The organism is Brevundimonas sp. CURTG3B2_SDJG (assembly GCF_057364705.1).
On record NZ_JBNFOJ010000060.1, the window covers coordinates 1 to 12,697 of the forward strand.

At 67.3% G+C, this 12,697-nt stretch carries 12 protein-coding genes and 1 pseudogene; 4 read left to right on the plus strand and 9 right to left on the minus strand.

What is annotated here, in order from left to right; all coding sequences use genetic code 11:
• Positions 1-338, plus strand: a pseudogene (locus AC2W7C_RS05970) (hypothetical protein); the annotation flags it as partial.
• Between the two features lie 4 nt (positions 339-342).
• Here the strand turns inward: AC2W7C_RS05970 and AC2W7C_RS05975 are convergent.
• The 3 genes from AC2W7C_RS05975 to AC2W7C_RS05985 all read right to left on the minus strand — a co-directional run bounded on the left by AC2W7C_RS05975 (position 343) and on the right by AC2W7C_RS05985 (position 2,197).
• Positions 343-1,086 carry an NYN domain-containing protein gene (locus AC2W7C_RS05975; RefSeq protein WP_486000620.1) on the minus strand — a complete coding sequence of 248 codons (744 nt, stop codon included), beginning with the start codon at positions 1,084-1,086 and terminating at the stop codon, positions 343-345.
• A gap of 71 nt (positions 1,087-1,157) precedes the next feature.
• A complete protein-coding gene (locus AC2W7C_RS05980; RefSeq protein WP_486000621.1) occupies positions 1,158-2,060 on the minus strand; it encodes a DJ-1/PfpI family protein in 903 nt (300 codons plus the stop codon).
• On the minus strand, positions 2,060-2,197 hold the full coding sequence (locus AC2W7C_RS05985; protein ID WP_486000622.1) for a hypothetical protein: 138 nt from the start codon (positions 2,195-2,197) through the stop codon (positions 2,060-2,062). The genes AC2W7C_RS05980 and AC2W7C_RS05985 overlap by 1 nt, the downstream gene beginning before the upstream one ends.
• A gap of 78 nt (positions 2,198-2,275) precedes the next feature.
• Here AC2W7C_RS05985 and AC2W7C_RS05990 point away from each other — a divergent pair, with 78 nt between their 5' ends.
• Positions 2,276-3,214, plus strand: a complete 939-nt coding sequence (locus AC2W7C_RS05990; protein ID WP_486000623.1) for a GlxA family transcriptional regulator — start codon at positions 2,276-2,278, stop codon at positions 3,212-3,214.
• Here AC2W7C_RS05990 and AC2W7C_RS05995 read toward each other — a convergent pair.
• The 4 genes from AC2W7C_RS05995 to AC2W7C_RS06010 form a co-directional block, all read right to left on the minus strand.
• Positions 3,211-3,387 (minus strand): hypothetical protein, encoded by a 177-nt coding sequence (locus AC2W7C_RS05995; RefSeq protein ID WP_486000624.1) that lies wholly within the window; start codon positions 3,385-3,387, stop codon positions 3,211-3,213. The genes AC2W7C_RS05990 and AC2W7C_RS05995 overlap by 4 nt on opposite strands.
• Positions 3,384-4,526 carry a PepSY-associated TM helix domain-containing protein gene (locus tag AC2W7C_RS06000; RefSeq protein ID WP_486000625.1) on the minus strand — a complete coding sequence of 381 codons (1,143 nt, stop codon included), beginning with the start codon at positions 4,524-4,526 and terminating at the stop codon, positions 3,384-3,386. Before AC2W7C_RS06000 ends, AC2W7C_RS05995 begins: the two co-directional genes overlap by 4 nt.
• 11 nt (positions 4,527-4,537) lie before the next feature.
• Positions 4,538-6,610, minus strand: coding sequence for a TonB-dependent siderophore receptor (locus AC2W7C_RS06005; protein WP_486000626.1), 2,073 nt, complete (start codon positions 6,608-6,610; stop codon positions 4,538-4,540).
• A gap of 210 nt (positions 6,611-6,820) precedes the next feature.
• Positions 6,821-7,279 (minus strand): very short patch repair endonuclease, encoded by a 459-nt coding sequence (locus AC2W7C_RS06010; RefSeq protein WP_486000627.1) that lies wholly within the window; start codon positions 7,277-7,279, stop codon positions 6,821-6,823.
• Positions 7,280-7,406: 127 nt separating this feature from the next.
• On the opposite strand from AC2W7C_RS06010, the gene AC2W7C_RS06015 reads away from it, so the two are divergent.
• Positions 7,407-8,726 (plus strand): DNA cytosine methyltransferase, encoded by a 1,320-nt coding sequence (locus AC2W7C_RS06015; RefSeq protein WP_486000628.1) that lies wholly within the window; start codon positions 7,407-7,409, stop codon positions 8,724-8,726.
• Positions 8,727-8,732: 6 nt separating this feature from the next.
• Here AC2W7C_RS06015 and AC2W7C_RS06020 read toward each other — a convergent pair whose 3' ends face one another.
• Positions 8,733-9,752 (minus strand): helix-turn-helix domain-containing protein, encoded by a 1,020-nt coding sequence (locus AC2W7C_RS06020; RefSeq protein ID WP_486000629.1) that lies wholly within the window; start codon positions 9,750-9,752, stop codon positions 8,733-8,735.
• 90 nt (positions 9,753-9,842) lie between these two features.
• Positions 9,843-11,651 carry a translation elongation factor 4 gene (gene lepA, locus AC2W7C_RS06025; protein ID WP_486000630.1) on the minus strand — a complete coding sequence of 603 codons (1,809 nt, stop codon included), beginning with the start codon at positions 11,649-11,651 and terminating at the stop codon, positions 9,843-9,845.
• A gap of 220 nt (positions 11,652-11,871) precedes the next feature.
• Here lepA and AC2W7C_RS06030 point away from each other — a divergent pair.
• On the plus strand, positions 11,872-12,697 hold an 826-nt coding region (locus AC2W7C_RS06030), incomplete at its 3' end, for an efflux RND transporter periplasmic adaptor subunit (RefSeq protein WP_486000631.1).

Here is a 12,697-nt window from a genome sequence, read left to right on the forward strand (position 1 = left end):
GGGGCCTGCGACATGGTCCGGCGACTGCACGAACGCGCTGCGGGACGATCCCGACATCCAGGCCGCGGTGGGCCAGGCGCACCAGCACCCTCAGCGCGAACAGCCGCGCCCTGCTGGTCTGGAACGGCGACTGGATCCAGAACCCGGGCCAGGAGGGCAAGGGCCTGGCTGGGGTCCGCCAGGCCATCGCCGCCGAGATCGCCTTCGCCCCCCGCGCCTGCCGCACGCAAGGGGTGCGCGGCTTCGTCGTCATCGCCCTGGCGGACGGCCCCGGCGCGCCCAAGGTGGCGCTGGGAACCGCGGCCTGGCGCTGGAGCGACCTGACCGGAGCCCGCTGACCCCTCAGGCCTTGTCGCGCACCCGCATCGCCCCACCCGCGCCGGTCTGCACGTCGAACCGCCCTGTCGCGCGGATCAGGTCCGACAGCTTGGCGTGGCCGTAGGTGCGCTGGTCGAAGTCGGGATAGGCGTTGCGCAGCCGGTTGCCGATCCCGCCCACGGTGACCCAGCCGTCGCCGTCCTCGTCCATGTCGGCGATGACGGCGGCGATCAGTCGCGCGGCCTCGGACGGCTTGCGCTTGGCCTGCGGCGCCGCCTTCTCGGGAGCGGCGGCGTCCTCGGCGGCGGGCGCGCTCAGGTTCTCGGTGTAGATGAAGCGGGTGCAGGCCTGGCGGAAGCTCTCGGGCGTCTTCTGTTCGCCGAAGCCGTAGACGTCGACGCCCTCTTCCCGGATCCGCGAGGCCAGCCGGGTGAAGTCGGCGTCGGACGACACCAGGCAGAAGCCGTCGAACCGGCCCGAGTGCAGCAGGTCCATGCCGTCGATCACCAGGGCGATGTCGCCCGAGTTCTTGCCCTTGGTGTTGGCGAAATTCTGCTGCGGCTGGATCGCGAACCGGGCCAGCACCCGCGTCCATCCCGCCAGCTGGGCGCTGGAGAAGTCGCCGTAGATGCGCCGGGCCGAGGCCTCGCCCAGCGTCGCGATCTCGGTGAACAGCGCCTCGGCGATCCGGGCCGAGGCGTTCTCGGCGTCGATCAGCACGGCCAGCCGTTTCGTTCGCGCCGAGGGCGAGGAGGTTTGGTCAGCCATGGTCGTCTCCCGCGAGGTCGGCGGCCATCCTCGCCCGGTTCGGCCCGCGTGTCTCCCTGGATCGCGCGCCGTCACCAGGCGCTGACGGCGCCCCAGGGATGCTCGAACTGCAGGGCCACGAAGCGGGCGGTGGGTTCGCCGTAGGCCTGGCGGATCTGGTCGAACGTGCGCGCCGCGACGTCCGGTCCCGGCAGGGTCTGCGTCCGGTCGAACCGCCCGGGGATGGTCTCGGCGCGATGGACCGTCAGCCCGTGGCGCGAGACGGTGGCCGGCGCGCCGGTGGCCCAGGCCTTGGAGCGATAGGTCCGCGACCAGGCGTCCAGCGCCGTCCCGAACGCCAGTTCGTCGAAGCCGGGAGTCAGCGGCAGGGCGACCGTCTCATGGTTCCAGAAGGCGATCCGATTGCCGACCGTCACCCCCATGCCCTTCAGGGTCAGGCGATAGTCCCGCCCGTCGTGCGCCTGATCCGGCAGGGGCAACGCCAGGCGCCGCGCCGTCTCGCGCATCACGGCCTCGCCGGCCAGTTCGCGCAGCAGCTGCAGCGTCGCGGCTCGCCCGCCGCTGATCCCGGCCGTCGGTCGTGATCGGCCCGTCGGTGATCCAGCGCACGTCTGGCGCCAGGTCGTGTCCGGATAGCGCTTCTCCATCCGGCGCCGGCTGTACCAGTGCACCGTCGCGGCGCGGTCCTCCAGCAGACCGGCGGCAGCCAGCACCATGGCCCCGTTGCAGATCGACACGATCCGCGACCCCCGCGCCGCCTGCGCCCGCAGCCAGGCGTTCCGGGCCGGGTCGTCCTCGATCTCCAGCGCCGGCACGATCACCACGTCGGGCCGAGGCCCAGCGGCCAGCTGGGCCAGGGTCATCTGGGGTTTGACCCAGGCCGCGCCCGGCGTCAGCCGCGCGGGCTCCAGGGTGGCGGCCACCACCTTCACCTCGACCGCGCCGCTTTCGGCCAGGATCGCATAGGGCGCCATCAGGTCGGTCGCGACGTTCCCCGGTGGTCCGCCAGGATCACCACCAGGGGCTTGGCGAACGCGGCCGTCGCGACGGACAGGGCGAGGAGGCAACCGGCCAGGCCGGCGACGAAACGAAGGCGGAAGGGAACGGGCATCGGTCTTCTCCTTGGCTTGACTCCAGGATGCGCGCGCCGCTCTATGTCCGAAATGACATTAATCGGGCGATTTCCGCCATGACCCGGACCATCGCCGTCGTCGTCTTCAAAGGATGCCAGCTGCTGGACGCGATCGGCCCCTCCAGCGCTTTCGAGATCGCGGGTCGTTTCCGCCCGGGCAGCTACGACCTGATGTTGCTGTCGCCGGGCGGCGGCCCGGTGGCCGGCTCCTCGGGCCTCTCGGTCGCCACGGAGCCCCTGGGCGACGGGCCGTTCGACACCGTCGTCGTCGCCGGCGGCGACGGCCTGCGGACCCTGGCCGAGATCCACGAGCTGATCGCCTGGCTGCGGCGCGTTCCCGCCCGGCGGATCGCCAGCGTCTGCTCGGGCGCTTATGTGCTGGCCGAGGCCGGCCTGCTGGACGGCCGACGCGCCACCACCCACTGGGATTCCGCCGCCGACTTCGCGCGGCGCTATCCGAAGGTGACGCTGGACGGCGAGCGCATCTTCATCCGCGACGGCGACGTCTGGACCTCGGCCGGCATCACCGCCGGCATCGACTTGGCCCTGGCGATGATCGAGGAGGATCTGGGGCCCGATCTGTCCCGCCGCGTCGCCCAGCAACTGGTCGTCCACCAGCGCCGGCCGGGCGGCCAGTCGCAGTTCTCGGCCCTGGTCGATCTGGGCGGCCGAACGGGCCGCTTCGCCGACCTGATCGACTGGATGCGCCCACGGCTGGCCGAACCGCTGACCGTCGAACGTCTGGCGGACCAGGCGGCCATGAGCCCGCGCAACTTCGCCCGCGCCTTCGCCGCCGAGACCGGGACCACCCCGGCCAAGGCCGTCGAACGCCTGCGCCTGGAGACCGCGCGCAACGCCGTGGAGACCACCCGCGCGCCGCTGGACCGCATCGCCGAGCAGGCCGGCTTCAACGATCCTGGCCGGATGCGCCGGGCCTTCCTGCGCGCCTTCGGCCAGCCGCCCCAGGCGCTCCGGCGTGCAGCGCGGACGGCCTAGCGCGTCCGCCGGACCAGCTTGACCGTCACCACCATGGCGACCAGTCCCAGCGCCGTCAGCGCCGCCGTCTCCATAGCGCCGTCGCTGAGCAGCGCCGCCACCAGGCCGAACGCGCACAAGACGCCCAGAACCGCGGGGACGGCGAACGGCCGGATCGGATAGCGGGCCTTCATCGCGCCGGCCCCAGGCCGTGCGCCGCCTTCAGCCGCTCGAAGCGGTCCCTGTCGCGCGACCGGCGCAGCCACAGCACCACGCCGCTGATCAGGATGGCGATGGCGGCGATGTCGAACAGGGCCCACAGGATGCGCAGCGTAAGCCCGCCGTAGTCCCCGAAGTGCAGCGGCTGGCTGAGCAGCAGCATGGTGATGTACCAGGGCGGCCGCGGCTTGGCCGTCAGCTCGCCCGTCTCGGCGTCGATCAGCACGGGCCGATACAGCCGCTCGGTCAGGGGCGTCGCCCCGACCATGAAGACCCCGTAGTGGTGGTCGCCGCTGTAGCCCGTGCCCGGCCAGCTGACGAAGGCGGGCTTCATCCCGGGCTCCGCCGCCCGCGCGGTCCTGATCGCCTGGTCGACCGAGGCGAAGCGGGTCGGCGTTGGCCGCCCCTCGTACCGGGCGGCGAACTCGGACACCGCCTTGGCCTGCCACAGGGCCTCCAGCGGCCCGGCGACGGTGTTGATGACGCCGGTGACGCCGACCGTCAGCACCCAGATCGCCGTCGCCGCGCCCAGGAGATTGTGCAGGTCCAGCCAGGCCAGTCTTCGGCTTTTGCCCGTCCGGAACACGCCGAACGGCTGCTTCTTCATGAAGGGCGCGTAGAGCACTAGGCCCGAGACGGTGGAGACCACGAAAAGGATCCCCATCAGCCCCAGCGTCAGATAGCCCGGCAGGCCGGCGTAGAGGTCCGTGTGCAGCCGGTAGAAGACGTACATGATCCCGGTGTTGAACTGCGGGGCCTGCATGTCCTGGCCGGTGTAGCCATCCATCACCATGGTGTTCATCCGCGCCGGCGGGGTCGCCGGCTCGGCGCCCGTGTTGACGTAGACGGCGTGGGAATGATCGTCCCAGCCGAAGAACAGCGGGACGTCGCCGGGATATTTGGCCACGGCCTTTGCCACCAGCGTGTCGATGTTGGCGGGCTGGGCGCCGGCGGCGATCGGCGGCGGCTCCATCTCGCCGCCGGTCAGGTGGCTGATCTGCTCCCAGAAGATCAGCGGAAGGCCGGTGAGGCACAGCAGCAGCAGGAACAGGGTGCAGACCAGGCTGGTCCACTTGTGAACCAGGAACCAGCCTCTGAGCGCGCCGTGTTTCACGCCCGTCCGCCCTAGAACCGGTAGGCCACGGTGGCCACCACGTTGCGGCCCAGCCCCGTGAAGCAGTCGCCGAAGAAGCGGCACGGCGCGAAATACCGCTCGTCGAACAGGTTGGTCGCGCTGACGTTCAGCGACCATTGCCGGAAGTCCACCCCGACCAGGGCGTCGGCCAGGGTGTAGGACGGCGTGAGCACCGTCACGCTGGGGCCGATCGACTCGCTGGCCCCGACATAGCGCACCCCGCCGCCGACACGCAGGTCGACGTCGTTCCGGAGCGACAGGGTCTTCACCGCCCAGGCCGAGGCGAAGGTCTTGGGCGTGTCGGACAGCTGGCGATCGATCTCATAGGCGAACGAGCCGTTCTTGACCTCGGTCCTGGCGTGGCTGGCGGCCAGGGTGACGGTCCAGTCGCGCGGCCTGACCCAGCTGGCCTCCAGCTCGACGCCCCGGCCGTTCAGTTCGCCGGTCTGGATGACGTTGGTGACGTTGTCCGGGTCGTTGATCTGACGGTTGGTCTCGGTCAGGTCGTAGGCCGCCAGAGTGACCAGGGCGCCTGCGAACGGCCGCCACTTCACGCCGATCTCGACCTGCTCGCCTTCCTGCGGGCGGAAGGCGACGCCGTACACGTCCTGGCCGGCGATGGGCAGGAAGGACTCCGAATAGCTGACGTAGGGCGACACGCCGCCGGGCAGTGCGTAGATGGCGCCGACGCGGATGCTGGTCGCCTCGTCGACCTGCTTGGGCGAGCCGGCGGTCTGCTGTTCGGCCCGGTCGCGGCGCAGGCCGGCCACCACAGTCAGATCGCCCCAGCGCATCTGGTCCTGCACGTAGAGGCCCAGCTGGGTCTGATCCAGGTCCGGCAGGGCGACCAGGGCGGGCACGCCCGTCAGCTGGCCGTAGACGGGGTTGTAGGCGTTGATCGGCGTCACCGGGCCGAAGCCGCTCTGCGACGAACTGTGGAAGTCCAGGATGTCGATCCCGCCCAGCACGACGTGGCTGACCGGCCCGGTGGTGAACCGCGCCGTCGCGTTGATGTCGGCGGTCAGGATCTCGGACGCGGAATCGATCGCATAGGCCGAGCGGTTCAGGACCTGATTGGCCGGGTCGATGAAGGGGTTCTCGGCGTTGGAATAGACGTCCGGATAGATCTCGCGGAACTCGGTCGAGCTCTCGACGTAGCGGACGTTGGCGTTGGCCTCGATCCGGTCGTTGAAGCGATGGCTGGCCAGCAGCGTCAGCCCCCACTGGTCGGTGTCGAGCCGGTCGTAGTCCGGCTCGCCCAGGAAGCGGTCGACCGGCAGGCGCGGGAACTTGTCCTGAAGCGTCGCCACATAGGGCAGGAACTGCTGGCTCGAGGCGGTGCTGTCGTCCTGATACAGGCCCAGCAGGGTCAGGGTGGTGTCGCCGTCGGGCCGCCAGCTGATCGACGGCATGATCACCACGCGGTCGTCGTCGACGTGGTCGGTCTGCATGCCCGCGTCGCGGACCACCGCGACCAGGCGCCCGGCGACGGTTCCCGCGGCGTTCAGCGGCGACTGATAGTCCAGCATCGCCTGGTAGCGGTCGAACGACCCGACCTGGGCGGCGATCTCGCCGCCGCGCTCGAAGGTCGGGCGTTTGGAGATGTAGTTGACCACGCCCCCGGTCGAGCCCTGGCCGTACAGCATCGACGACGGCCCGCGCAGCACCTCGACCCGCTCCAGCGTATAGACCTCGGTGCGGGGGACCAGGTTGAAGCCCAGCACCTTGTTCAGCCCGTCCAGGTACTGCGCCGAGTTGAAGCCGCGCAGGGTCGGGCCGTCGCCGCGCGTGTCCAGGCCGTAGGCCTCGGCCGTCGCGCCGGCGGTGTAGCGCAGGGTCTCCTGGACGGTCAGGGCGCCTCGGTCGGCGATCAGGGTCTGGTCGATCACGCTGATCGCCTGGGGCGTGCGGACCAGCGGCGTGTCGGTCTTGGTGGCCGTGGTCGCCCGCTCGGCGGTGACCACCACCTCGTCCAGCGAGTTCGGATCAGCCGACTGGGCCGAGGCGGCGCCGGCGACGATGAGGCAGGTGAAGACGGTGGAGGCGAGAAGACGCTTACGCACAGGCTGGCACTTTCGACTTGGGCGGTTCGGGGAGAGCGCCGTCGGTCTATTGATACTGCGAATGCTTCGCAAGCTCTTATCGAGCGGGAGCCGTCTGGGGCGCCGAAAGCACCCGAGGTCGCCGTGCGCTAGGCGATGAACACTTGCGTCCGGTGATAGGCCAGATAATCGCCGTGAGCCGCCCCGAACGTTGTCGTTCGTTCCGCATTGTCACCGTCTTCCCGACGTTGACGTCCTCGTCTTCAAGAAAGCCAGCAACGAAGGCCAGAAGGTCGGATGTCGCCCCTTTGTCTCGCATTCCCACACGACATGAACGGCCCAGCCAGCCTCGACCAAGTCGCGTAGGTTGCGCGCGTCGCGATCTACGTTTCGTGCGAACTTGTCTTGCCAGAAGCTGGCTCGAGTTGTTGGCGAACTCGCCGCTCGGCATTCAGGGTGCCGATGCCAGAAGCATCCGTGCACGAACACCACGGCTTTTAGCTTCGGCAACACGATGTCGGGCCGTCCCGGCAAATCCTTTCGATGAAGCCGAAACCGATAGCCGGCGCGATGGAGTGCAGAGCGCACGGTCATCTCGGGGATGGTGTTCTTACCCCGAACCGCGCGCATGATCGCGCTGCGTTTCGGTTCGACAGGCCGTTCAAGGAGCTTCGGGTCGATCGGAGGCACGCTTTCCAACTATTGCGACCCCGTTCGAGTTGCATCCGTCACGCACTGACGGCAAAAGAGAACAAAAGGCGATCGACGAACGCCCTCCGAGCGGCTATCGTTCACAAGAATCGGTAAGGAGCTTCCCATGACTCGGCCCATAGGCGTGGACCTCTTCGCAGGTGTGGGCGGGATGAGCCTTGGCTTCGAGCGGGCCGGCTTCGATGTGGTCGCAGCCATCGAGATCGACCCGATTCACGCGGCGGCCCATGCCTTCAACTTTCCTGAAACCACCGTCATCGCCCGGTCTGTGCAGGACTTGAGTGGAGCAGATATTCGCGAGCTTGCGGGACTGGGCGACCGGAAGGTCGACGTAGTTTTCGGTGGTGCTCCCTGCCAAGGCTTTTCGATGATCGGCCAGCGGGCGCTCGATGATCCGCGCAACGCGCTGGTGCGCGACTTCGTACGAATCGTGCGCGAACTGGGTGCATCCTATTTCGTCTTCGAGAACGTCAAGGGGATCACGGTCGGGCGACATCGCGCCTTCCTCGAAGAACTCATCGCCGAGTTCGAGGCGGCGGGATATCGGGTCTCCCTGCCGTGGAAGGTGCTCAACGCCGCCCACTACGGCGTTCCGCAGAACCGAGAGCGCCTGATCTTGATGGGTGCCAAGACGGGCCTACCGACCCCCGCCTACCCGGCCGCGGTCACTCGACCCGCGGGAAGTAAATCGTCGGCCCTGCCAGAAGGCCCCAGTTGCAAGGACGCCCTGGACGACTTGCCCGACGCAGAGAAGTTCGAGCGGCTGAATCGTGGAGATTCCGTCGCCACCAGTTCATGGCGCACACCCAGCGAGTACGCCTGGTCGATGCGTGGGGGCGGGCCGGACGCGTGGGGCTACGGCTATGTGCGTTGTTGGGAGCCTAACGTGCTGACCTCGAGCGCCCGGACCGACCACACTGAGATCTCGCGGCGACGCTTTTCCGAGACGACACCGGGCGAGGTCGAGCCGATCTCGCGCTTCTTCCGCCTGCCCCCGGATGGAGTATCAAACACACTGCGGGCCGGCACCGACGCGGCCCGCGGAGCCTTCACCAGCCCTCGCCCCATTCATTATCGGCTCAACCGTTGCATCACCGTTCGCGAGATGGCGCGCCTGCATGGCTTTCCCGACTGGTTCCGCTTACACGAAACCAAGTGGCATGGCGCGCGACAGGTGGGAAACGCGGTACCACCTCCGATGGCCCAGGCTGTCGCTAGTGCGCTGATCGCGGCGTTGGGGGTGGAACCGAAACGGCCGGAGCACACCCTCAAGCTCGGCGACCAAACTCTGTTGTCGCTAAGCATGAAAGAGGCGTCCGAGCTCTTCGGCAACGCCTTCAAAGTAATCCGTCGGGATCGCAAGAGCGGCGCGCGGAAGCGAAAGCAAGTCGAGATCGAAGCGGATCGGCTCCTCGCCGCTGAATAAACCTGCCTACGCCTCCTCGTCGTTAAACGAGGCAGGCGAGTACCCAACGATCTCTTGGTCGAGCATCGTGGGCTGTTGCAATCCGTCTACCGGATTCCTCGACAACTCATAGTGTCGCTCGAACACAGACCTAACGGAAGCCGTCTCCAAATCGACATCGAGCTTCCACATCGCTATCGCATAAGCATCCAACACTTTTGCCGCGACCGGCACAACGCGAACATTGGGGAATTGCGCCTTAGTGGCCATGTAAGCGTCCAAGGTCTGAGAGGCCGTTATATTTTCGCGAAGACCAGCACTTTTGGCCTCCACGGGAACCACAAAATGACATCCGTTGGCGTCAAATCCTACGTATAGCTCGTCGACTTCGATCGGCGAACCAAGATTGCTCGTCTTCCAGTGACTCTGGAGAGGGTAAACCGATATCCCCAAAAACATTCCGATGAGATTGTTGTATCGAATTCTTGCAAGAAGTGCTTGCTCATCCTTTCGTGCGTAGCGCTCGACAATGCTCGGAAGAGCATCCAGGATCTTGATCCGATCAAGACCAGCCGTAGGCGTTATGATCCCTTCTCCAAGATTATGAAGGGTAAATTCGTAGAGGCCTTTTCCTCGAGTGGATATGCGCCACTCCTTACCCGCGGGCGCGGCTGATCGCATCTCTTCTGGAAAAGCACCCCGGCTTTTGGAGTTGTATTTCAGATCGTAGGGATTCGGATCGAGGCCGAGTTGACTGGCCACACGCTTGATGTCGACCGTCGAGAACGGGATCGGCGCGTCCGCTCCGTAGGCATTTCTCTTCTCCGAGAATAGGGCGAGCCAGAATCGGCGATACTTATGCCAACCATCGACAACCTCACGAATGGTCTCAAGATCGGCCCCCTCGTGATTCTTTTTGATCGTGCCGACGGTGCTCGCGGAAATATCAAATCGAGCCGCGATATCCCTAGCTCTCTCACCCGCCTCGCAGAGCTGAAGGATTTCGTCGATTTCTTCCGCCTTTAGATCTTTGTATCCTCTAGTCATTCCTGAACGCCCGCCCATCTCGCGATACCCTTAGCACGATTTTTCTCGCGGAACGCGGAGCTCCCTCTCGAGAAATCAGGCGAGCCCTCCTCAATCCTCGTCCATCTTCAGCGCCGCGATGAACGCTTCCTGCGGGATCTCGACCTTGCCGAACTGGCGCATGCGCTTCTTGCCGGCCTTCTGCTTCTCCAGCAGCTTCTTCTTGCGCGTCGCGTCGCCGCCGTAGCATTTGGACGTCACGTCCTTGCGCAGGGCCCGCACCGTCTCACGCGCGATGATCTTGCCGCCGATGGCCGCCTGGATCGGGATCTGGAACAGGTGCGGCGGGATCAGCTCCTTCATCTTCTCGACCATGCCGCGGCCGCGCGTCTCGGCGCGGTTACGGTGCACCAGCATCGACAGGGCGTCGACCGGCTCGGCGTTGACCAGGATCGACATCTTCACCAGGTCGCCCGGCTTGTAGTCGGTCAGCTCGTAGTCGAACGAGGCGTAGCCCTTCGAGATCGACTTCAGCCGGTCGTAGAAGTCGAACACCACCTCGTTCAGCGGCAGCTCGTAGACCACCAGGGCGCGGGCGCCGACGTAAGAGAGCTCCTTCTGCTCGCCGCGGCGGTCCTGGCACAGCTTGATCACCCCGCCCAGGTATTCGTCCGGCGTCAGGATGGTGGCCTTGATCCACGGTTCCGAGATTTCCAGGATCTGCATCACGTCGGGCAGGTCGGCCGGGTTGTGCAAGTCGATCTCGGAGCCGTCGCGCAGCTTGATCTTGTAGACGACCGACGGGGCCGTCGCGATCAGGTCGAGGTTGAACTCGCGGGACAGGCGCTCCTGGATGATCTCCAGGTGCAGCAGGCCCAGGAAGCCACAGCGGAAGCCGAAGCCCAGGGCGGCTGAACTCTCCATCTCATAGGTGAAGCTGGCGTCGTTCAGGCGCAGCCGGCCGATGGCGGCGCGCAGGTCCTCGAAGTCGGCGGCGTCGACCGGGAACAGGCCGCAGAACACCACCGACTGCACTTCCTTGAAGCCCTTTAGCGGCTCGGCGGTGGGCTTCTTCTCGTCGGTGATGGTGTCGCCGACGGCGGCGTGGGCGACCTCCTTGATCTGGGCGGTGATGAAGCCGACCTCGCCCGGCCCCAGCTGGTCCACTGGGGTGTTCTTGGGCAGGAAGACGCCGACACGGTCGACCAGGTGGGTCGAGCCGGATTGCATCATCTTGATCCGCTGGCCGGCCTTCAGCACGCCGTCGAAGACGCGGACCAGCAGCACCACGCCCAGATAGGGGTCGTACCAGGCGTCGACCAGCATGGCCTTCAGAGGAGCGTCCAGGTCGCCCTTGGGCGCCGGCAGGCGGGTGACGACGGCCTCCAGCACGTCCTCGATGCCCAGGCCGGACTTGGCGCTGGCCATGACGGCGTCGGAGGCGTCGATGCCGATGACGTCCTCGATCTGGCCGCGCACGCGCTCGGGCTCGGCGGCCGGCAGGTCGATCTTGTTCAGGACCGGCACGATCTCGTGGTTGTTGTCGATGGCCTGGTAGACGTTGGCTAGGGTCTGGGCCTCGACGCCCTGCGAGGCGTCCACCACCAAGAGCGAGCCTTCGCAGGCCGCCAGGCTGCGCGACACCTCGTAGGCGAAGTCCACGTGCCCCGGGGTGTCCATCAGGTTCAGGACGTAGTCCAGCCCGTCCTTGGCCTTGTAGTGCAGGCGCACCGTCTGGGCCTTGATGGTGATCCCCCGCTCCTTCTCGATGTCCATGTTGTCGAGAACCTGGGCCGACATCTCGCGCGCGGTCAGGCCGCCGGTGACCTGGATCAGGCGGTCGGACAGGGTGGACTTGCCGTGGTCGATGTGGGCGACCACGCTGAAGTTTCGGATGCGTTCGATGGGAGGGGTCGTCATGGTCCGGCGCGCCTAGCACGACGGGCCGCAAAGCGCCAATGCGCCCGGACGGCCCCCGTCCCGTCCGCCACTGGTTTCGTTACCGATTACATCGCCGTAAGGCGTTGACTTGGCGTTTGAGAATATCGTCGGAGAACGTTATCAACGGCGGATGACAAGGGGCGCTCGATGGCGTCCCGCACCAGGCCCGCGGCTCCCCCTCCGCCGGTCGACAAAGGGGATGCACAAAGTGGCGATCAGCATTCGCACCACCTGGACCGGCGCGGCCGTCGCACTGTCCGCTCTCGTACTCGCCGCCTGCGGCGGCCATGGCGAAGACGCCAAGACGTCCGACGCCAAGGCCGGCGGCGGGGGCAGCAGTCAGACCGTCACCGTCCAGACGGCGACGCTGCAGAACCTGCCGCGCATCGTGACCGCGTCGGGCTCCATCTCGGCCTGGGAGGACGTGCCGGTCGGCGCCGAGACCGGCGGCCTGAACGCCGTGGCGGTCCATGTCGACGAGGGCGCCTACGTCCGCCAGGGCCAGCCCCTGGTCCAGATGAACGACGCCCTCCTGCGCGCCCAGCTGCGCCAGCAGCAGGCGGCCGTCCAGACCGCCGAGGCCAATACCTCGCGCGACGACGCGGCCCTGGCACGGGCCCAGGAGCTGAAGGAGCGCGGCTTCCTCAGCCAGGCTGGGCTGGACACCGCCCTGGCCAACCAGCGGTCATCCGCCGCCAACCTGGCCTCGGCCCGCGCGGCCCTGTCGGAAACCCAGACCCGCCTGTCCCAGGCCACGATCAAGGCTCCGGTCGCCGGGCTGATCGTCAGCCGCAGCGTGACGCGCGGCCAGATCATCCAACCCGGCGTGGAGCTGTTCCGCATCGTGCGCGACGGCCGGCTGGAGCTGGACGCCCAGGTGCCGGAGACCGAACTGGCCCTGATCCGCCCCGGCCAGAACGCCACCATCGCCTCGGACCAGGTCGCGAGACCACCGCCGCGCTCCGCATCCGTCACGCCCCGAGGTGAGGCGCCGAAAAGCCGCCTGGGCGTCGCCCGCGTGGCCC